This window comes from Puniceibacterium sp. IMCC21224, assembly GCF_001038505.1.
GTDB lineage: Bacteria > Pseudomonadota > Alphaproteobacteria > Rhodobacterales > Rhodobacteraceae > Puniceibacterium.
The window spans coordinates 252,888-272,862 of the sequence record NZ_LDPY01000003.1 but is presented as its reverse complement, the minus strand read 5'-3'; the positions used below and the strand labels follow the sequence as shown (position 1 = coordinate 272,862).

Genomic DNA, 19,975 nt, shown 5'->3' with positions numbered 1-19,975 from the left:
GCTGATCTCCGACAGCCCACGGATACTTCCTTTCGATCTGCCGGCCGTGATCACCAAGGGGCCCGACGACGCATCCGGTTGCCGCGCGCCGGGTGCTCAAGCAGATCGGGGATTACGTCGATATCGAGCGCCGGATTGCCGCCGCCAAGGCGCCGCCTCGTCCGGCCGTCCCCTTTGTATTGTCACCCGATGGCCGCAACGCCATTGATGACAGTGGTCGGCGCATCGCGCTGACCAGGCTCCTTGCGCAAGACCGCCAACGGCTGCTGCGATCGCCTGATGGGATGCCTGAACACGCATCGCTCTGGCTCACGGAACGCGGCCAGCCCGTGTCGTCGGGTACTTGGGAGGTAGCGTTTCGTAGGGCAAGCCAGCGGTGCCAGGCCTTCGGCCTCAATATCATCGTCACACCGCACACATGTTGCGGCACACCTTTGCGGTCAACATGTTGTCGATGCTGATCCGCGAACAGGTGGGCAGGATCTTCAACCCGACCGATGCGCACGGTGCTGCCTATCGGCAGATGCTTGGCGATCCGCTCCGCCATCTCCAGCACCTCCTCGGCCACGCGAACATCGCTAGCACCTACATCTATCTCGACAGCCTTGCCGAGGCGCAGGAACTCGTCGATGCGGCGGCGGATCGCTGGACCGACGAACTCATGGCGGAGGATCGATGACCGGCAGAGCCCGCGTCTCACAGCCCCGCCCAGGGCGACGCGCGAGTTTTCCTGACAATCTTTCCGATCCCGGTCCCGCGGCCGCCATTGCCATCACCGCCCGCCGTTTCGAGATTGCCTTGGCCGGACAGACTGCGACGATGGACCTGACGCGTTTGCCGGGTCGCAATTCGCTTGCACGGGCCTTCACGCTGGCACTCTGGCAGGCATGTCAGGTCGGTGGCCCTGCCGGCACCGTCCGCACCGCCATGGTCATTGGCCGAAGCCCATCCATCGGTTCTGGCGCTATCTCGATGCGACAGACTCATCCGTACAGGCGCTTGCCGAGATTGATGTTGCTACCATCGAAGGCTCGACGCCTGGATGGATGAGCGCGGGCAGCATCCCAACATCGCCGCCACCAGATGGAGATGTAGTGATGCTGCTGCGGTTGGCGGATGCGGGCGAACCAGGCCGCCTTTCCGAAGAGGCTTCCCGCCGATTATTCTATGTCAGTACGCGCCCGGGTGTTCCACCGCGCCCGCGCGATGCCTACAGCGACAGTGTCCGGGTGGCCTTGAAGGTGGCCGCACGTGCCGATGTTGCAGCGATCATGCAGCGATTCCGTCCGGCGCTTGAACAGGAGTGCGAGACACGCATCGACCGGCTGGAGATGGACGCCTTCGCGGAGATCGACCGTGTCGGTTTCATTACCGTCAAGAACGACCTTTTTCGTCAACTCTACGGGGCACGGAACTATGCAGGGATTTCGAATGAGGGGCTGAGCGACAGGATGCATGGCACGCGGCATCTGCTTCTTGGCGATCTGATTGCCCTTTTTGTTTGCTGTCGCTGGAGACCGGTCTCGAGATCGAAGCGATCAAGACCCTGCGTGCCGACTGCCTCAAGAACCCGTCCAGCGGATATGTCGAGATCGAGTATTGCAAGCGCCGCGCCCGTCATGCCGAGTGGAAGCGGCTGCGGGTTCGGGACGGAGGGTCAGGCACCCCGGGCGGCCTCCTGCGCCTCGCAATTCAGTGGACCGCAACGGCGCGCGGTCATCTCAAGAGCGAGCAGCTTTTCACGTTTTACTGCCGCGGGCGCCTGACCGATGTCGTTCTGCCGATGCAATCCGCTAGAAAGGTCTGGGTCAAACATCACGGGTTGCAGGATGATTACGGGAAGCCGTTGAAGCTCTGCCTCTCGCGTTTGCGCAAGACCCACAAGGCTGCGTGGTATCGCAAGACCGGCGGTCAGCTGCGCCGGTTTGCGGTTGGACATACCGTCGAGGTTGCTGCGAACCACTATGGGGACATTCCCGCCTTGCGGCCGATACACGAAGCTACCATCGCCGAGGCGCTGATGGACGCTGTCGAAGATGCGTTGCAGCCTACCGTGTTGACCCCGGAGGCCGAGGTCGAAGTCTTGGCAGCTCCGTCTTCGGCTCAGCCCGGTTTTCCGGAGGGCTTGGCGACCGATGTTCCGGCATTGCTGGCAGGCGAACAGGATGTATGGCTGGCAAGCTGTTCCGGCTTCTACAGCAGCCCGTTCGCCACGTCGGGAGAGGCCTGCCCGGTGCCGTTCTGGGGCTGCCTCGAATGCCGCAACGGCGTCATCACCACTCGCAAGCTTCCCGCGCTGATGGCGTTTCTGGATTTCGTGGTGGACCAGCGCAAGGTTTTGTCCGAAGCAGATTGGCAGGCGAAGTTCGGGCGGGTCCACCACAGGATCTCTGCGCAGATATTGCCGCAATTCTCTGAGCCCGATTTAGCCGCCGCGCGTGCCCTCACGGCCAGTCAATCGGCACAGATCTACCTTCCCCCGGAGGCGGGTCTCGCATGAGAGCAAATCCAGACTGCACGACCGCAAGGCCATCGCTGCCATCGGCAATCCATCCCGACGACACCGACATCCTCGCAGGCAGACCGCTCAGACCGGGATCGGAGCGGTCGATGCTGTCCCGCTTCGGCGACGATGTCTGGGATCTCAGTCCAGCGATGTTTCGCGCCAACGCGCGTCCGGCAGCGTTTCGCGTGGACTTCGGCGCCATCGAAGACCCCGCGCTTCGACGGCTCGCCAAGGAGTATATGCTTGCCCGCCTTCAGGCGCCTCTGCGCAGCTACCGGGGCCCTTGCGGCCCCTCGACCGCCAAGGGCACATTGCTGTTCCTGCGCCATTTCGGAGAGTTCCTGCACGATCGTATCGGTTCCGTCGAACTGGCGCGCGTCGACCAGCAAGTGCTGGACGCGTATCTGGCGCATCTGGGGGCAGACGGCGCACGTTCATCGCAACAGATCCGCCTCTATGTCGATGTCCCCATCGACCTCCATCATTTTGGGCCATGGGTGACCGGGGGCGGCATTCCCTTCCTGCCCTGGGGTGGGCGCACGGCAAGCAATGTCAGCGGTCGGAGCCGGACGAGCTCGGAGAACACCACGCCGCGCATCCCCGAACCGGTCATCGGCGCACTGCTCCACTGGTCGATGCGATACGTCGATGTCTTCGCTCCGGATATCCTCGCGGCGCGCGAAGAGCTGGATCGCCTTAAAGCCCGCGCTGCCCAGATTATTGCCGAGGATGCGCGCCAGACCCGCCACGAACGGTTTCGCTACCGTCTTCGCACCTGGCTCGAGGCCCGTCGGGCGGAAGGGCGGGGCGTGCCACTCTGGGAGCGCCGTCCAAACACCACCCGCGGTGTCCCCGATGTTAGGGAAGGCAACGCGTATAATTTCAGGCTGATGTGCCTTCAGATCGGCTGTCCTCAAACGGGGAACCTCAGTAGTTCCACCGCGACCGTGAGGATGCTGGACCAGATGGCGGGTGAGATGGGAACCGAGGTCGGCGGAATGGATACCCCGATCACCCTCGATCCCGATACCGGCCTGCCCTGGCGGGAGCGTTTCGACACGGACAGCCTGCCACATGAAGAGCAGATGCTGCAGGCGGCCTGCTACATCGTCTGCGCGTATCTGACGGGGATGCGCGACAGCGAGTTGCAGGACATGGAGCCGGGCTGCGTTTCGGTTGAACGCAGTGCTGACAACCTGATCGAGCGCTATCGGGTACGCAGCAACGTCTATAAGCACCGCGAGGCGGCGGGTGTTTCCGCCGATTGGATCACTATCGCGCCGGTCGCCCGAGCGGTCGATGCTTTGGAAGTCCTGTCACGGCGCGCACGCGGCGAGCGCGACCTGAGATCTCTTTGGGTCTCGTTGAAGCCTTGGGACTGGACGGCGGATTACCTTGCCGCGCAGGCGTCGCCGATCATCAAGATGTTCCGCGACGGTCTGGATGCAAAGGTCGCAAACCCGCCCGCAATTCCACATGTCGACGGACGCCCCTGGCATTTCAGCACCCGCCAGTTCCGGCGCACCATCGCATGGTACATCGCGAACCGCCCTTTCGGCGTGATTGCCGGAAAGATCCAGTACAAGCATGCCTCCGTGGCGATGTTCGAGGGCTATGCCGGTGCGCCGCACGGAGATTTTCGCCGGGCGGTCGAGCAGGAACGCGCCCTTGGCCAATTGGACGATGTGGTCGCCTATTATGAGGCCTACCTGCAGGGTGACGAGCCCGGCGGACCGGCTTCGTCCCGTCTCAAGCAGGAGTTCGACCACGTCCGGGACACCCTCGGTGATCTGCCCGGGCGCATCCTCGACCAGAAACGCCTTCGAACGATGCTGGCGCATCTTGGAAAGACGCTGCATGTCGGATTTCTGAACGATTGCTTCTTTGAGCCCGCCAGCGCCCTCTGCCTGCGGCCCGACGACAAGCCGGAGGCCCCGGTGATTTCGCGTTGCAGCCCTGACCGCTGCCCCAATTCCTGCCTGACCACGCGCCATGTCGCGCCCTGGCGGACCTCGATCGAGGAGGGCGAGCGCCTCCTGCAGGGCAACACCCTGTCGGCATTTCAGAAGGTCGCAATCGCGCAGGACAATGATCGAAAGCGCGGACTGATCGCGCACTTGGAGGACCCAAAGCTATGACATGGCCCGTCAGTCAGAAGACCGAAGACGCCTTGCGCGCCGCCATGAAGCGGCTGCTCGAAGGAGCCTCAGAGCATACCGACGGGCGCCTCAGTGTCGCCAATCTCGCGTGCGAGGCCGGCGTCAGCCGCGCCACAGCCAACCGGGCCACTGCCGTTCTTGCGGAATTTCGTGCGGCAGAGGCGCGGTTCCGGTCGGGATCAGTCGCAGGATTGAAAGCCCGTATCCGTGAACTCGAAGCCGAGCTGAGGGCCGCCCGCGGCGGCGAACTGGCAGAGCTGCGCGCGACCGTCAAAACCCTAGCGCAACAAATCCAGGTACTCGCGCTGAAGGGTGAAGAACAACGCCGCCTGATTGCGGTTCTTGAAGCACAGATCGCGCGGGCCGACCCGAAAGTCCTGCCGTTCAGTCCGCCGTCCCAGGGCGGCATCTGAAGTCATGATCAGGGAGAGGAAGAGGTGAGCTGGGTGGGGGTGAAACAGGGATAAGATAGAGAGGGAGCCCCCATGAATTGTCTCATCGATGCCACTCAGGAAAACCCCAATGATCGCAGGGTGTTTTCCTTAAGAGACAGCTTGACTGTCCAGATAACATGCCGATGGCATCTTCATGGCCGAGACGATCTTCGGGCCGACCATCACCCTGTGTACCGGGCGCGTCATCCCGACTCGGTGGGTTGGCGAACAGCACGTGAAAGAAGACTTGGGCTTTATCCCAAGCTTTGCCGACTGGGTGAAGGCGATCCGGCCCGAGCCGTGGATGGGCCGAGCCGAAAAGATCGAGGCGTTGGTCGATCCGCACATGGCCGCCTATTTGGCTTCGCTCGTGGTCGAGGTATCCTGACATGACCGACCCCGCTTATCAGCGCCTCGGCCTGTCATCGACGGCCTCGCCCTTGGCCGTCGTCCGCGCGGCTGTCCGGGCACTACACCCCGACACGCGCGCGGTCCGCAGTTTTCGGACGGCGCGCAAACGGTTTTACCGGCAGATGCTCTGCCAGCATGCTGCGCGCCAGGCCGCGACCGAACAGCCTTCCGGCTGATCGGCCGGGCTTGCTCCCATTCATCACAATCAGTGTCCGGCCCATTGGCCGGGTCACTCTTATTTTCAGGAGGTTCCTATGGCGGACTACTTCACCCATTTTTCTTGCCTGATCGACGTCGGCACACCCGACAATGCTGCCCGCGCGCTCGCGCTGTTCCAGCAGTGTCGCGACAAAGATCAGGATGCCGACGAGCCGGAGGTCGCGGGCTTTGATCTTTCCCGTCAGGACGCACCGGAGGGCTGTGCCCTTTGGATCCACGATGACGACCAAGGTGATATTGAGGCTGTCATCCACTTCGTACTGCGCCTTGCCGAAGACCTCGATCTCTCCGGCCTCTGGGGGTTCGAATATGCCAACACCTGCTCGCGTGCACGGCTTGGAGCTTTTGGCGGCGGCGCGCATGTCATCGACCTTGGCAACCGCACAACGATAGGTTGGACCAACACCAACGAATGGCTCGCGGCCGCCTTGAACGGGGAGGACGTCGATGCCTGAAGTGATCTGCACGACGGTCTATCTATTCCCCGAACTCTCTGACGCCGCCAAGGAGAATGCCCGCAGTTGGTATCGCGAACTCGGCCCCCATGACGATTGGTGGGCTGCGGTCTACGAGGATTTTGAGCGCATCTGCGAAATCTTGGGCATCCGCCTCAAGACCACCCCCGTCCGTCTGATGGGCGGCGGCACGCGGGCGAGACCCTGCATCTGGTTTTCAGGGTTCTGGTCACAGGGGGATGGAGCTTGCTTCGAGGGCTACTTCAGCCACGCCAAGGGCGCGGCCGCCCGCATCCGCAATTATGCCCCGCAGGATCCAACGCTGCACGGCATCGCCGACCGCCTGTTGGCGGTGCAGCGCCGCAACTTCTACCAACTTGTCGCTGAGGCCAGTCACCGCGGCCGCTATTATCACGAATACACCATGTCCGTGGAAGTCACCCGCCACAGCCCGACCTGGCAGCCGCCAACCGAAGATGCCGAGGAGATCGTGACCGAGGCGCTGCGCGACCTTGCCCGCTGGCTCTACCGCCAGCTTCAGGCCGAGTATGACCAACTTACCTCGGATGATGCCATCGAGGAAGGGATCATTGTTAACGAATATACCTTTACTGACGCAGGGCGTCGGTTCGGGTGAGCTGCCACGCTGTCTTGCCGATCGGAGTGGACGGCTACTTTGCGAGTGACCGCACGAGTGCCACCAAGGGCTCGAAGTCGTGCTGATCGGCGGCTCTGAGTGCTGCGATGTAGGTTGACCGGTGCGCACTTTCGGCGTTCAGCGTTCCACCACCAGACCAGTCGAGGAAGATGTCCGGATCGATCTTCGCCAAGTAGGCGTCCGCCATGATCCGCGCCCAACGTCCATTGCCGTTCGCAAAGGGATGGATCCAGACAAGGCGGTGATGCAGGCGCGCCGTCGCTTCCAGCGGATCGAAGCTCTTATGGTCACGCCAGTACCGCGCGTCATCGAGACAGGTGCGCAACTCGGTAGAGATGTTCCAGACAGGCACCCCGATGTTCTTGTCGGTCAGACGGAAAACGCCGGCCCAGTCCCAGACTTCCCCGAAAAGACGCTTGTGGATTTCGCGCACCGCGGCATCTGTCAGGACGTCAAACGATTTTGGGCGTCGGTCGAGCCAGGTAAGGCCTGAGATGATGTTCTCCCCTTCGAGTTCGTTCAGCTCGCCGCGCGTCGCAATGTGCTTGGCCTTAAGGCCAAGCAACTCGTCGGGCGTCAGGGGAGTGGCGCCGTAAGGCTCGTGAAACGCGAGCGTCATTGCCAGAAATCCCGTCGACCTTCACGGATAATGTCGGCGGCGAGTTCCTCGATCATCTCGGCTTCGCTGCGCAAACCCTCTGTCTGCTCTTCGAGAGCCATATGCGCCCGCGTGCGCTGGATAGTGCGTCGTGCCTTCGCACGGGCTTGGGCCAGAACGATCTCTTCAACGGGGCCTTCGCGCGGGATGATTGCGTACACAAGGCGGCCGCCCATGGCTTCGGCGATCTTCTCTAGTTGGTTCACGGAGATGGTTCCGGCCTGTTCGTTCTGGATCGCGGCGTAGATGTTGTTTCGTGAGATCCCGAGGCGTTCAGCAAGGGCCGGGGCATTCATCCCGATCGCTTCCTGGAAGGTGGCGATCCAGCCGCCGATCGGCTTTGCAAGCGACTTCGCCAGGCTGGCAGCCTGGTTGATCCTCTCTTGGGCCTGTCTTTGCTTCGCTCGAGTAACCGACATCTGCCAACCTGTGATCTTGCATTTGCGGCCATGCCGCCATTCCACAGTATGGCATAAAGTGAATTTATGCAATGCTATAGATTTGCAAATATATCAATTATGATCGGCCACAGCATGGCGGATAGTCCATGCTTGCAATGCTACCGGATTGCAAGCCTGATGATCCATCACGGGCCTCAGCTAGAATCGAAACAACTCAGGTACGCTTCCTGCTTCTTCATCCCTTAGAATACAGTCACTTGTTCCCGTCGATCCACTTCGACATGAGCCCCTTGTCGCGAAAGCACTCATCCGGCACGCTGCGGCGTTTGATCCGGGCGAGGCGCTCGGCAAAGGCGACCTGCTTTGATGTCGGGCGGCTGTCCTGCGTGCCCGGCTTCAGCCTGGCCTGCGCCTCAATCCAGGCGCTGAGGGATCGGCGATCCTGCTGAACATCCCACGGCAATAGGGTCTGATTGCGCAGTGCCAGTGATCGCGCATAGGCGATCTGCTTCGGCGTCGCAGGCAGGGCATAAGTGGTGCTTTCCATCTGGGATTTCCCTTCCTGGCTTAGTTTTGAAAATAGAACATAAAGGGAACACAATCAAGCTGGCTGTCCAGATCAAGGCGTTTGAGAGAAAGAGAAGGGCCGGGGAAGGTTAGGCCTGAGGGTGCCCGAAAGAGGGTGTCCGGGCCTGATCCTGTCCCTCATTCCGGAGTTTCCAGATGACCCACCTCGCCCCCGTTGCACCCGTTCGCGCGCTTTCGCCAGTTGCCTCAATTCCCTCCCCAGATACTGCTGCAGCGATCATCGCCGTTGCCGAAGCGCTGCAACCCGACCTGGCACAGGGCTTCCAAATCGACGGGCTGCGCCTGCGCCTTGAGATGGAGCAAGCCTTTGGCGGCTCAGATGCGACAGGCGCCTGGAACTGGAAGCTGGCCTATGAGGCTTGCGAGGTGGCGCTGGTCCTCTTCTTGCGGAAATTCGGTCGCGCGCTGTTGGCCCGAGCTGGATCGCCTACAGCCTTGCTGCCGATCCTTGCCAAGGTATCAAACCTGTTGCCAACTCATACCCGGCGATCGGAAGAGATGGAGCGCTTCCAGCAATTCAGCACCCCGCTGCCCATGGGGTTCGCGGCACTTACGGCCGCGCAGATATCCGCGCGCGATCTGGTCTTGGAGCCTTCAGCGGGGACTGGACTTCTGGCCATCTTGGCCATGATTGCAGGCGGCAGCCTCGCGCTCAACGAACTTGCCGAGACCCGCGCCGATCTGCTGCGCCTTCTGTTTCCGGAATCCCCTGTCACCTGCTTTGACGCCGCTCAGATCAACGATTACCTCGACGCGCACCTCCGCCCAAGTGTGATCCTGATGAATCCGCCGTTTTCCGCTCTGGCCAATGTCGATGGTCGCACGACAATGGCTACGGCCCGGCACATCCGTTCAGCTTTGGCACGGCTTGCCCCAGGTGGGCGACTTGTGGCCATCACTGGCGCAAGTTTCGCGCCCGATGTGCCAGCCTGGGTAGAGACATTTGCAAGCCTGACCGAGTCCGCGCATCTGGTCTTCACCGGCGCGGTGTCCGGTGCAGCCTTCGCCAAGCACGGCACCAGTTTCGAGACGCGTATTTCAGTGTTCGACAAATGCCGCGGTGGTGAGGCAGGTGGCATCACCGCTGATCTGACGCGTCCTATAGGCCCTGATGTGACCAGCCTGCTCTCGCTGATCACTGCCCATGTCCCACCGCGCCTGACGCTGGAAACGCCAGTATTGCACGCGCAAACTCCTCTTTCCCCCTTTTCGGGAAATTCTGCCCATGCCACGCGAACCGCCAATGGCAGGTTGCACGCTACGTCCGCAACAGCCACCACCAGCACCGCAACACAGATCGATGCTGAGGATCTTGCCTATAGCCTGCGCGACGCGACCGAGGACGGTGCCAGCGCGCGCCTATCGGATGCAATTTATGAGACCTTCCGCCTGCAGGCGATCGACATCCCTGGGGCGGAGCCGCACCCGACTAAGCTGGTGCAATCGGCCGCTATGGCCTCGGTCGCGCCCCCAAAACCCAGCTATCGCCCCAAGCTGCCAACCGCTGTACTGTGTGATGGCCTCCTGTCAGACGCGCAGCTTGAGACGGTGATCTACGCGGGCGAAGCGCATGGCACGCACCTCGCTGGATCGTGGTGCGTCGATGAGACCGGCGATATGGTCTCTGCCGCCAAGGATGATGATCCCGACGTCATCCGTTTCCGGCGCGGCTTCTTCCTCGGTGATGGCACCGGTGCGGGCAAGGGCCGCCAGTCAGCCGGGATCGTGCTCGACAATTGGGCGCAAGGACGGCGCAAAGCGCTCTGGATCTCGAAGAGCGACAAGCTGCTGGAGGATGCGCAGCGCGACTGGTCAGCACTTGGGCAGGAGCGCTTGCTGGTGACACCGCTGTCGCGCTTTGCGCAAGGCAAAGATATCCCGCTGACCGAGGGCATTCTCTTCACCACCTATGCGACGCTGCGCTCCGAAGAGCGTGGTGCCAAGAAATCCCGCGTCGACCAGATCGTCGACTGGCTGGGGGCAGATTTCGACGGGGTGATCCTGTTCGATGAAAGCCATGCCATGGCCAACGCCGCCGGATCGAAAGGCGAGCGCGGCGATGTCACCGCCTCGCAGCAGGGCAGGGCAGGACTGCGCCTGCAGCACAGGTTGCCCAATGCCCGCGTGGTCTATGTCTCTGCCACGGGCGCGACCTCGGTTCATAACCTCGCCTATGCACAGCGCCTCGGCCTCTGGGGCGGGGACGACTTTCCGTTCGCCACGCGCGGGGAATTCGTCGAGGCCATCGAGGCGGGCGGTGTCGCGGCGATGGAGGTCCTCGCCCGCGACCTGCGATCTCTCGGCCTCTACACTGCACGGTCCCTTTCCTATGACGGCGTCGAGTACGAGATGCTCGAGCATGCGCTGACCCCTGAGCAGCGCGGCATCTACGATGCCTATGCCGGGGCCTTCGCCATCATCCACAACAACCTTGCCGCCGCGATGGAGGCCGCCAACATCACGGGGGATGCCGGCACGCTGAACCGGCAGGCCAAGTCCGCCGCCCGCTCGGCTTTCGAGTCCGCCAAGCAGCGCTTCTTCGGCCATCTGCTGACTTCCATGAAAACCCCCACCCTCATTGCCGCCATCGAGGCCGATCTCGACGCGGGACATTCGGCGGTCATCCAGATTGTCTCAACCGGCGAGGCGCTGATGGAACGCCGACTTTCGGAAACCCCGACTGACGAGTGGAACGACATCCGTGTCGACATCACCCCGCGCGAATACGTTCTCGACTACCTCGCCCATTCCTTCCCGGTGCAACTCTACGAGCCCTTCACCGATAGTGAGGGTAATCTCTCGTCCCGGCCTGTGGTGCGTGACGGCCAGCCGGTGGAATGCCGCGAGGCCGCCCGCAGGCGGGACGCCCTAATCGAAAAGCTGGCATCATTGCCACCCGTGCCGGGGGCGCTTGACCAGATTGTGCAGCGCTTTGGCACCGACCTCGTGGCTGAGGTCACGGGCCGGTCGCGCCGCATTGTGCGCAAGGGCGAGGGGCATGCCGCGCGGCTGGTCGTGGAAAGCCGGGCGGGCTCGGCCAACCTCGCGGAAACCGCCGCCTTCATGGATGACCAGAAGCGCATCCTGATCTTCTCGGATGCCGGCGGCACCGGGCGCAGCTATCACGCCGATCTTGGCGCCAGGAACCAGCGCCTGCGGGTCCACTATCTGCTGGAACCCGGCTGGAAGGCAGACGCCGCCATCCAGGGATTGGGCCGCACCAACCGGACCAATCAGGCGCAGCCGCCGCTGTTCCGACCCGTCGCCACGGATGTGAAGGCGGAGAAGCGGTTCCTGTCGACCATCGCGCGCCGTCTCGACACACTTGGGGCCATCACGCGTGGCCAACGCCAGACCGGCGGGCAGGGGCTGTTTCGGCCCGAGGATAACCTCGAGAGCCCCTATGCCCGCGATGCCCTGCGTCAGCTTTACCGGCGCCTCTATCGCGGCGACGTGGCCGGCTGCTCGCTCGGGGCGTTTGAGGATGCGACCGGCCTCAGCCTGACTGATGACAACGGTCTGAAGGATGACCTGCCGCCGATCACCACCTTCCTCAATCGCCTGCTTGCGCTGACAATAGACATGCAAGTCGTGCTGTTTACGGCCTTCGAAGAGCTTCTCGACCAGCGGATCGAAGGGGCCATTACCGCGGGGGTCTATGACCTCGGGTTAGAGACACTACGCGCCGAGAGTTTCCGTGTGACGGACGCTCGGGTGATCTACACTCATCCGGACTCCGGTACCGAGTCTCAGCTTCTCACCATCGCGGAAAAGCGCCGCAACACACCACTGTCGCTGGCCGATGCGCTGGATTGGCTCGACGATCCTAAGGCGCACCTACTGGTCAACAGTCGCTCAGGCCGGGCTGCGGTGCAGGTGCCCGCGACCAGCCTGATGCTGGATGATGGCACCATCGAGCCCCGCCTGCGCCTGATCCGCCCCACCGAGGCGAACACGGTCCCGGCCAGGATCATGGAGGACACACATTGGCTCGAGGCCGACCGCGCGGCCTTCAGTGCGGCCTGGACTGCCGAACTGGCCGAGGTGCCGGAGTTCACGGAAACCACGCTGCACATCGTGGCGGGGCTTCTTTTGCCAATCTGGAAGCAACTGCCGCAGGATGAGACCCGGGTCTACCGGCTGCAAACCGACGACGGGCAGCGTATCATCGGTCGTCGTGTCTCGCCGACTTGGGTCGCGACAACGCTCGCCACTGATGCGCCAAAGCTCACGAGCGCGCAGGTTCATGCCCTCGTTCTCGAGGGCAAGACAGTCGTGCGGCTGGCCGAGGGGATGGAGTTGCACCGGTCCCGCGTCATGGGGGTGAACCGGATCGAACTGTCGGGCTTTTTGGGCGCCGCCAAGGACCGGCTCAAGGCCGATGGCTTCTTTTCGGAGATCATCAGCTGGAAGCTGCGCCTGTTCTGCCCAGCAGACTCCAGCGGCATCGCAGTGCTTGATCGTCTGCTTGCACGTTGTTCTGTGACAGGACTACATGATCGTAGAGGGAATTGATTCATGTATTCCGAGACCGAAGATCTTGTCCGCGATCTGGCAGCAAATGCCGAAAGCGTTTGTCGTGCATACCTTCCCGCCGGGCGGCGGGAAGGGTCTTACTGGATCGTCGGCGATCTGCAGAACAATCCCGGCCGGTCGCTCTTTGTCAGGTTGATCGGGCCTGCGTCGGGGCCGGGCGCAGCCGGCAAGTTCACCGAACATGTTGCGGCGCGGGTTATGTTGCGGTGGCGTGAACTTGCGCGGTTTGGCGGGGGTTTTCGCGGGGCTGGGCAACATAACCTCAGCGCGACGGGGGGATGTTCGTGATGGCTGGCGATGCAGCAGAGCTTTCGCGCCGCCTCGCACGGGACGCTGAGGCCGTGTGTCGGCATTACCTTCCCAACGGGCAACGACAGGGTCAGTACTGGACCGTCGGCGATGCGCGTAACACGCCGGGGCGGTCGATGTTCGTCCGGCTGAAGGGGCCGGAGGCGGGCCCCGGTGCGGCCGGTCATTGGACCGACGCCGCTACGTCGGAGCACGGCGATCTGCTCGACGTGATCCGGGAGAGCTGCGGCCTCGCCTCTTTCGGCGATGTCGCCGAGGAGGCACGTCGCTTTCTGAGCCTCCCGCGGGTCGACCCCGTCCCGACCATCAATCCTGCACCTGCCCGTGCCGCGATGGGATCGCCCGAAGCGGCGCGGCGGCTGATCGCGATGGCGCAGCCGATCCGGGGCACACCGGTCGAGACCTATCTGGCCGGTCGTGGCATCATGCCGGTCCATGGCGCGGGGGCGTTGCGGTATCATCCACGCTGCTATTATCGGCCCGACGATGGCGGATCAGCGCAGCGGCGTCCGGCGATGATCGCAGCCGTGACCGACCTGCAAGGCAGGATCACAGGGGCGCACCGCACCTGGCTCGCGCCGGACGGCTCGGCCAAGGCCGCGGTCCCCACACCCCGGCGGGCCATGGGCAACCTTCTTGGCCATGCCGTGCGCTTTGGGGCGGCAGAGGATGTCCTTGTCGTCGGCGAAGGCATCGAGACGATGCTGTCGCTGCGGGCGGCGCTGCCGGGCATGCCGATGGCCGCCGCGCTGTCGGCAAGCCATCTCGCCGCGCTCAGGCTGCCCCCGTCCGTGCGTCGGCTCTATATCGCCCGCGATGTCGACGCAGCGGGCACCAGAGCCGCCGCGACCCAGGCCGAACTAGCGAGCAGTGCGGGCATCGAGGTGCTGACGCTCTCGCCTCGTCACGGCGACTTCAACGACGATCTGACGGTCCACGGCCTCGACGACCTGCGCGCGGCGATCCGGCCCCAGATCGCGCCCGAAGATGTCGACCGGTTCCTGCTGAAGGGTGCAGCGAGGTCGTGTTCATGAGACCGTCCGAACCGAAAAACCCACAAATCATGTCCTGACCTGCGAAATCCTGTGTCTCCACATTATGGAGACACACCCATGTTCCAAGACATCTTCCTGCCGCCCGCCGCGGCGAAACATCGTGACGCCCCGCTCGCGGCACAACGCGCGGATTACCTGGTCCACCTGAAGGGAACCGGCGCGAGCCGCGCCAACCTGCGCAAACAGGCCAACGCCCACCTCAACCTCGTTCGCCTTCTGGACATTCGCGACGGCGATCGGATCCACCAGCGGAACATCGAAGCCGCCGCGACACTCTGGTCGGAGCCGCGGGGCCGCAGAAGCGCTACGCCGGCCACGTCGAAGGCCCGCCAACGATTCGTTAGTCACTGTATCGCACTGGTGCGGTATCTCGACTGGCTCGAAGACGCCGAAGGCGAATTTAGTCCGCCTCCGCCCGAGCTTCAGGCCTACGAGCGCTGGTTGCGCGACGAACGTGGCCTGGCAAAGGCCAGTATCGAAAGCTACGGGCGCGCCGCCGGTACATTCCTCCAACAGCTCGACCAGATGGGGATCCGGCTCGACACTCTTGAGATCACCGATATCGACCGCATCGTCAGCGATGAGCACCAACGCGGGGTGTGGAGCCGGAGAACGATCCACGACTTCGCGCAGCGGGTCCGGTCGTTTGTCGGCTTCGCAGAGAAGCGCGGGTGGTGTCGGCCCGGGCTGGCCGCGGGCATCGTCGCGCCCGGATACAGGGCCGATGAGTGCCTTCCGAAGGGCATCAAGCGTCAGGATGTCGAGCGTCTGTTGGCGTCCGAGGGTCAGCGCCCCGTCGACAGACGCGATCGCGCGATCCTGGTGCTCTTCGCCTCCTTCGGCCTGCGCGCGGGCGAAGTCGCGGGTCTCAGCCTCGATGACTTCGACTGGGAGAACGAGCTCCTGCGCGTGCATTGTCCAAAGCCGGGTCGCACGCATCTGTGGCCGCTGTCGCAGGAGGTCGGCGGCGCCATCCTCGACTACATCCGGAACGGGCGTCCCACCGGCTTCGGGCGGAGCCTCTTCTTCACATCCTGTGCCCCGATCCGCCCCCTTGGGCGGAAGGCTCTGGGCAAGATCGTGCGCGACCGCCTGGCCGGGATCGGCGTGGTCTCCGGTCGTCGAGGACCACATGCGCTCCGCCATGCCGCCGCCCAGCACCTTCTGGACCAAGGCGTGGCGATGAAGGTCATCGGCGACTTCCTCGGCCACCGGGACCCGACCTCGACGGCGATCTACGCCAAGGTCGACCTCCGGACCCTGCGGGAGGTCGCTGCCCTCGATCTGGAGGGTCTCGTATGAAGCTGAGGGATGCGATCGAACACTACGTGGCATGGCGGCAGGCGCACGGCGTCAAGTTCGTGACGGCGCGGAACCTGCTTCGACAGTTCCTTCAGCACGCCGATGGCGACGCCGGATGCGACGCGGTCACATGCGCGCAGGTCCAAGCCTTCCTCGCCGGGACGGGCCCCGTTACCCGGCACCGCGAAAACAAAAACTACGCGCTGGCCGGGTTCTGGCGCTACGCGATCAGCCGCGGCTATGCCCTCTCGTCGCCGCTTCCTGAAAGCGAGCGGCGCCCACCATTGCAGGCACCGCCACATATCTACAGCCGGGATCAGCTGCAGCGCCTCTTCGACCCGGATCACATCGACAATGCCTTGCAAGGTTCCCGGCAACTCGACTCCGCGACGTTCCGGACCCTGCTGCTGATGCTCTACGGTGCCGGGCTGCGGTTCGGCGAGGCGACTGCTCTAACCCTGTCTGATGTGGATACGGCGGAGGCGATCCTCACGATCCGCGATACGAAGTTCCAAAAGAGCAGGTTGGTTCCCGTGGGTCCGCAGCTTGCGGGAATACTGGATACCCACCTCTCGGTTCGGCCCGTCAACGGGGTCGCGGAGAGTGCCACGTCGTTCCTGCTCGCCAACCGAGACGGCACGCGGCTTTCCAGCAGTACCGTTCAGACCGCCTTCGATCGCCTGAGACGCGTTGCGGACGTGCATGGCAGGGCCGGCGGGCGGGAGAACCCGCGTCTGCATGACCTCCGGCACAGCTTTGCGGTTCACAGGCTGATGGCCTGGTACCGGCAGGGAGCGGATGTGCAGCGGTTGCTGCCCGCGCTCTCCACCTATCTCGGCCATTCCGACCTCGAAGGCACGAAGGTCTATCTGACGATGACGCCGAACCTCCTCGCGCAGGCCTCGCTGCGCTTTGCGCGCTATGCCGGAGGAGGGTCGGATGCCAGACCGTGATCTCATTGGGCCATGGCTGCGGCGCTTCCTGACCGAGTATATCGTCAGCGAGCGCAATCTGGCCCGGAACACCCGCGCCAGCTATCGTGACACATTCAAGCTGCTCCTGCCCTTCGCGAGCCAAAAGGTCCGGAAGCCCATCGAACGCCTGGCCATGCAGGACCTCACCTCCGCACTTCTTCTGAAGTTCCTTGCCCATCTCGAGCAGGAGCGCGGATGTTCCGTCAGGACGCGCAATCAGCGGCTCGCCGCCATCCGGGCCTTCGCCCGCTTTGTGGGAAGCCGCGATCCCGCACACATCGAATGGTGCGGCCACATCCGCGCGATCGCCGCGAAGAAGGCGATCGCGCCGCCGGTCGGCTGGCTGACGCGGGAGGAGATGGAGGCGATGCTCGCGGTTCCGGACCGCAAGACCCATCGAGGGCAGAGCGAATACGCGCTCCTTCTCTTCCTCTACAATACCGGAGCCCGGGTCTCCGAGGTCACGCAACTGACGGTTCGGGATCTGACCCTGAACCGCGACAGAGGTGGGCACGATCTAGCCACTCTGCACGGCAAGGGCGGCAAGATACGCCAATGCCCGCTCTGGCCGGAAACGGAGCGAGTCCTGACGGAACAGATCCTCGGCCGTGCGCCCGAGGCCCCGGTGTTCCTCAGCAGGCTCGGCCATGCCTATACACGGTTCGGCGTGTATAGGCTGGTCGAGCGTTGCGCTGCCGATGTGCCTCGACTGGCGGGTCGGACGGTGACCCCACACGTCATTAGGCACACGACGGCCTGCCATCTCGTGCTCGCCGGCGTCGACATCAACACCATCCGTGCTTGGCTCGGCCACGTGTCAATCAGCACCACGAACATCTATGCCGAGATCGACCTCACGCTGAAGGCAAATGCCGTGGCGCTTTGCGAGGTCGGCTCTCCGGGACCGAAAAGGCGGTGGAAGGAGGACAAGGACCTCATGGCCTTCCTGAATGGCCTGTAACGCCGTTGTGGTCGTCTCACCCGGTCGTGGACGATCATCTGCCGAGGAACCGGTCGACATCTTCGGGCGCGATCTGGGGCCGGATCGCCGCGCGCAGGTCGTCGAGGCCGTGGACCGTCAGATCGTCGTTGAAGTCGCCGTGACGAGGCGAGAGCGTCAGCACCTCGATGCCCGCACTGCTCGCTAGTTCGGCCTGGGTCGCGGCGGCTCTGGTGCCCGCTGCGTCGACATCGCGGGCGATATAGAGCCGACGCACGGACGGGGGCAGCCTGAGCGCGGCGAGATGGCTTGCCGACAGCGCGGCGGCCATCGGCATGCCCGGCAGCGCCGCCCGCAGCGACAGCATCGTCTCGATGCCTTCGCCGACGACAAGGACATCCTCTGCCGCCCCAAAGCGCACGGCATGGCCAAGAAGGTTGCCCATGGCCCGCCGGGGTGTGGGGACCGCGGCCTTGGCCGAGCCGTCCGGCGCGAGCCAGGTGCGGTGCGCCCCTGTGATCCTGCCTTGCAGGTCGGTCACGGCTGCGATCATCGCCGGACGCCGCTGCGCTGATCCGCCATCGTCGGGCCGATAATAGCAGCGTGGATGATACCGCAACGCCCCCGCGCCATGGACCGGCATGATGCCACGACCGGCCAGATAGGTCTCGACCGGTGTGCCCCGGATCGGCTGCGCCATCGCGATCAGCCGCCGCGCCGCTTCGGGCGATCCCATCGCGGCACGGGCAGGTGCAGGATTGATGGTCGGGACGGGGTCGACCCGCGGGAGGCTCAGAAAGCGACGTGCCTCCTCGGCGACATCGCCGAAAGAGGCGAGGCCGCAGCTCTCCCGGATCACGTCGAGCAGATCGCCGTGCTCCGACGTAGCGGCGTCGGTCCAATGACCGGCCGCACCGGGGCCCGCCTCCGGCCCCTTCAGCCGGACGAACATCGACCGCCCCGGCGTGTTACGCGCATCGCCGACGGTCCAGTACTGACCCTGTCGTTGCCCGTTGGGAAGGTAATGCCGACACACGGCCTCAGCGTCCCGTGCGAGGCGGCGCGAAAGCTCTGCTGCATCGCCAGCCATCACGAACATCCCCCCGTCGCGCTGAGGTTATGTTGCCCAGCCCCGCGAAAACCCCCGCCAAACCGCGCAAGTTCACGCCACCGCAACATAACCCGCGCCGCAACATGTTCGGTGTTATGTGGAATTCCACATAATACGGATGGCGCAACCGGCGAGCATGGCGATCTTCTGGACATCATTCGCGAGAGGACTGGGATCTCACGCTTTCCTGATCTTCTGGCCGAGGCCCGCGCGCATCTTGGCCGTCCGCAACCGGTTCTCCCGGATGCGCCAGTGCCGAGAAAAGCCAAGGCCCCCGGTGGCACGCCAGCGGCGGCGGCGCGGCTCTTCGCAGCCTCTGTGCCGGTCGAAGGCACGCTTGCCGAAACTTACCTCCGCTCCCGGGGCCTCACCCATGGCGGGGTGACGAGCGCCCTGCGCTTCCACCCGAAGTGCTGGCATCGGGATGAGGGTCAGACCAAAAGCATCCCCAAACCGGCGCTGATCGCGGCAGTCACCGATGGGGCAGGGGCCTTGCGGGGCGTGCATCGCACCTGGCTTGCGCCCGACGGCAAGGGCAAGGCAGCAGTTGAGACACAGCGGCGGGCCATGGGTCACCTCCTGGGCAATGCCGTCAAGCTGACCTCGCATGAGGACATCCTCGTGGTCGGCGAGGGCATCGAGACCATGCTGTCGCTGTTCGAGGCGGCCCCTGGCCTTCCCGTCTGGGCGGCGCTCTCGTCAGGTCACCTCGGAGCCCTGCTGTTGTCGGAGGGGTTGCAGCGCCTCTACATCGCCATCGACCGCGATCCGGCTGGGCAACGCGCGGCAGAGAGGTTGAGCGCCAGAGCCACCAAGGCCGGGGTACCGGTGCGGGTGCTGGAACCACTGCTCGGGGATTTCAACGATGATCTCCTGGCGAACGGCAAGGAAGCGCTGCGCCAGCATCTGGCGAGGCAGATCGGGCGAGAGGATCGGGAGCGCCTGTTGGGCTGAGCTGCATAGCGCAGAGGGCGGTCAGGGGCTGAGAGGGTAGGGGTCCTGCAGTCCTGTCGCGGGTGTGGATCATCACCTTTGCCTCTTCCCGGGTGAATCTCATCCACCCGACACCCGAGCGGCCTTCAAGAGATGGGCAGGCGGCCGTCAAAGGCGACGCCCCCTCAAGGGCGGCAGGCAAGCTATTTCCGCCGCAGGGAACAAGCCCCCGCTTTGCATCGCGAAACAAATAGCTTGCCTGCCGCCCTCCTCCACGTGCGTTCCGGCCCCGAAGAGGGGGTGAAGGGGCGCCTCCAGTGACGGCT

Annotated in this window: 18 protein-coding genes and 1 pseudogene; 15 read left to right on the top strand and 4 right to left on the bottom strand. The window is 63.9% G+C overall.

Annotated elements, in window-relative coordinates; translation table 11 throughout:
- The first annotated feature begins 418 nt into the window (after positions 1-418).
- The 8 genes and pseudogenes from IMCC21224_RS28660 (at position 419) to IMCC21224_RS22920 (ending at position 6,821) form a co-directional block, all read left to right on the top strand.
- Positions 419-679 carry a hypothetical protein gene (locus IMCC21224_RS28660; protein WP_231582192.1) on the top strand — a complete coding sequence of 87 codons (261 nt, stop codon included), beginning with the start codon at positions 419-421 and terminating at the stop codon, positions 677-679.
- Positions 680-1,501: 822 nt separating this feature from the next.
- Positions 1,502-2,500, top strand: coding sequence for a hypothetical protein (locus IMCC21224_RS28655; RefSeq protein ID WP_231582191.1), 999 nt, complete (start codon positions 1,502-1,504; stop codon positions 2,498-2,500).
- Positions 2,497-4,644 (top strand): hypothetical protein, encoded by a 2,148-nt coding sequence (locus IMCC21224_RS22940; protein ID WP_047997896.1) that lies wholly within the window; start codon positions 2,497-2,499, stop codon positions 4,642-4,644. The genes IMCC21224_RS28655 and IMCC21224_RS22940 overlap by 4 nt, the downstream gene beginning before the upstream one ends.
- Positions 4,641-5,078 (top strand): hypothetical protein, encoded by a 438-nt coding sequence (locus IMCC21224_RS22935; RefSeq protein ID WP_047997895.1) that lies wholly within the window; start codon positions 4,641-4,643, stop codon positions 5,076-5,078. The genes IMCC21224_RS22940 and IMCC21224_RS22935 overlap by 4 nt, the downstream gene beginning before the upstream one ends.
- 157 nt (positions 5,079-5,235) lie before the next feature.
- Positions 5,236-5,487, top strand: a pseudogene (locus IMCC21224_RS22930) (hypothetical protein); the annotation flags it as partial.
- A gap of 1 nt (position 5,488) precedes the next feature.
- Complete coding sequence (locus IMCC21224_RS27470; RefSeq protein ID WP_082135424.1) at positions 5,489-5,686, top strand: hypothetical protein; 198 nt, start codon at positions 5,489-5,491, stop codon at positions 5,684-5,686.
- A 78-nt stretch (positions 5,687-5,764) separates the two neighbouring features.
- Positions 5,765-6,184, top strand: a complete 420-nt coding sequence (locus IMCC21224_RS22925) for a hypothetical protein (RefSeq protein WP_047997894.1) — start codon at positions 5,765-5,767, stop codon at positions 6,182-6,184.
- Positions 6,177-6,821 carry a hypothetical protein gene (locus IMCC21224_RS22920; protein ID WP_047997893.1) on the top strand — a complete coding sequence of 215 codons (645 nt, stop codon included), beginning with the start codon at positions 6,177-6,179 and terminating at the stop codon, positions 6,819-6,821. Before IMCC21224_RS22925 ends, IMCC21224_RS22920 begins: the two co-directional genes overlap by 8 nt.
- Positions 6,822-6,855: 34 nt before the next feature.
- Here the strand turns inward: IMCC21224_RS22920 and IMCC21224_RS22915 are convergent, their stop codons facing one another.
- The 3 genes from IMCC21224_RS22915 to IMCC21224_RS22905 all read right to left on the bottom strand — a co-directional run bounded on the left by IMCC21224_RS22915 (position 6,856) and on the right by IMCC21224_RS22905 (position 8,448).
- On the bottom strand, positions 6,856-7,461 hold the full coding sequence (locus IMCC21224_RS22915; RefSeq protein ID WP_047997892.1) for a mobile mystery protein B: 606 nt from the start codon (positions 7,459-7,461) through the stop codon (positions 6,856-6,858).
- Positions 7,458-7,919, bottom strand: coding sequence for a helix-turn-helix domain-containing protein (locus IMCC21224_RS22910; RefSeq protein WP_047997891.1), 462 nt, complete (start codon positions 7,917-7,919; stop codon positions 7,458-7,460). The genes IMCC21224_RS22915 and IMCC21224_RS22910 overlap by 4 nt, the downstream gene beginning before the upstream one ends.
- 235 nt (positions 7,920-8,154) lie before the next feature.
- Positions 8,155-8,448, bottom strand: coding sequence for a hypothetical protein (locus IMCC21224_RS22905; RefSeq protein WP_047997890.1), 294 nt, complete (start codon positions 8,446-8,448; stop codon positions 8,155-8,157).
- A gap of 176 nt (positions 8,449-8,624) precedes the next feature.
- Between IMCC21224_RS22905 and IMCC21224_RS22900 the strand changes: the two genes are divergently transcribed.
- The 6 genes from IMCC21224_RS22900 to IMCC21224_RS22875 all read left to right on the top strand — a co-directional run bounded on the left by IMCC21224_RS22900 (position 8,625) and on the right by IMCC21224_RS22875 (position 17,626).
- Entirely contained in the window at positions 8,625-13,004 is a 4,380-nt protein-coding gene (locus IMCC21224_RS22900; protein WP_047997889.1) for a strawberry notch family protein, read from the top strand.
- A gap of 3 nt (positions 13,005-13,007) precedes the next feature.
- The gene (locus IMCC21224_RS29050) at positions 13,008-13,313 is read left to right on the top strand and encodes a hypothetical protein (protein ID WP_047997888.1); all 306 of its coding nucleotides are present in this window, start codon (positions 13,008-13,010) and stop codon (positions 13,311-13,313) included.
- On the top strand, positions 13,313-14,368 hold the full coding sequence (locus IMCC21224_RS22890; protein ID WP_047997946.1) for a toprim domain-containing protein: 1,056 nt from the start codon (positions 13,313-13,315) through the stop codon (positions 14,366-14,368). The genes IMCC21224_RS29050 and IMCC21224_RS22890 overlap by 1 nt, the downstream gene beginning before the upstream one ends.
- Before the next feature lie 78 nt (positions 14,369-14,446).
- Positions 14,447-15,691 (top strand): tyrosine-type recombinase/integrase, encoded by a 1,245-nt coding sequence (locus IMCC21224_RS22885; RefSeq protein ID WP_047997887.1) that lies wholly within the window; start codon positions 14,447-14,449, stop codon positions 15,689-15,691.
- The gene (locus IMCC21224_RS22880; RefSeq protein ID WP_047997886.1) at positions 15,688-16,644 is read left to right on the top strand and encodes a tyrosine-type recombinase/integrase; all 957 of its coding nucleotides are present in this window, start codon (positions 15,688-15,690) and stop codon (positions 16,642-16,644) included. The genes IMCC21224_RS22885 and IMCC21224_RS22880 overlap by 4 nt, the downstream gene beginning before the upstream one ends.
- A complete protein-coding gene (locus IMCC21224_RS22875) occupies positions 16,631-17,626 on the top strand; it encodes a tyrosine-type recombinase/integrase (RefSeq protein WP_047997885.1) in 996 nt (331 codons plus the stop codon). The genes IMCC21224_RS22880 and IMCC21224_RS22875 overlap by 14 nt, the downstream gene beginning before the upstream one ends.
- Before the next feature lie 34 nt (positions 17,627-17,660).
- On the opposite strand, the gene IMCC21224_RS22870 is transcribed toward IMCC21224_RS22875, so the two are convergent.
- Positions 17,661-18,695 (bottom strand): toprim domain-containing protein, encoded by a 1,035-nt coding sequence (locus IMCC21224_RS22870; protein ID WP_047997945.1) that lies wholly within the window; start codon positions 18,693-18,695, stop codon positions 17,661-17,663.
- A 111-nt stretch (positions 18,696-18,806) separates the two neighbouring features.
- On the opposite strand from IMCC21224_RS22870, the gene IMCC21224_RS22865 reads away from it, so the two are divergent.
- Complete coding sequence (locus IMCC21224_RS22865; protein WP_231582190.1) at positions 18,807-19,670, top strand: toprim domain-containing protein; 864 nt, start codon at positions 18,807-18,809, stop codon at positions 19,668-19,670.
- The last annotated feature ends 305 nt before the right edge of the window (positions 19,671-19,975 follow it).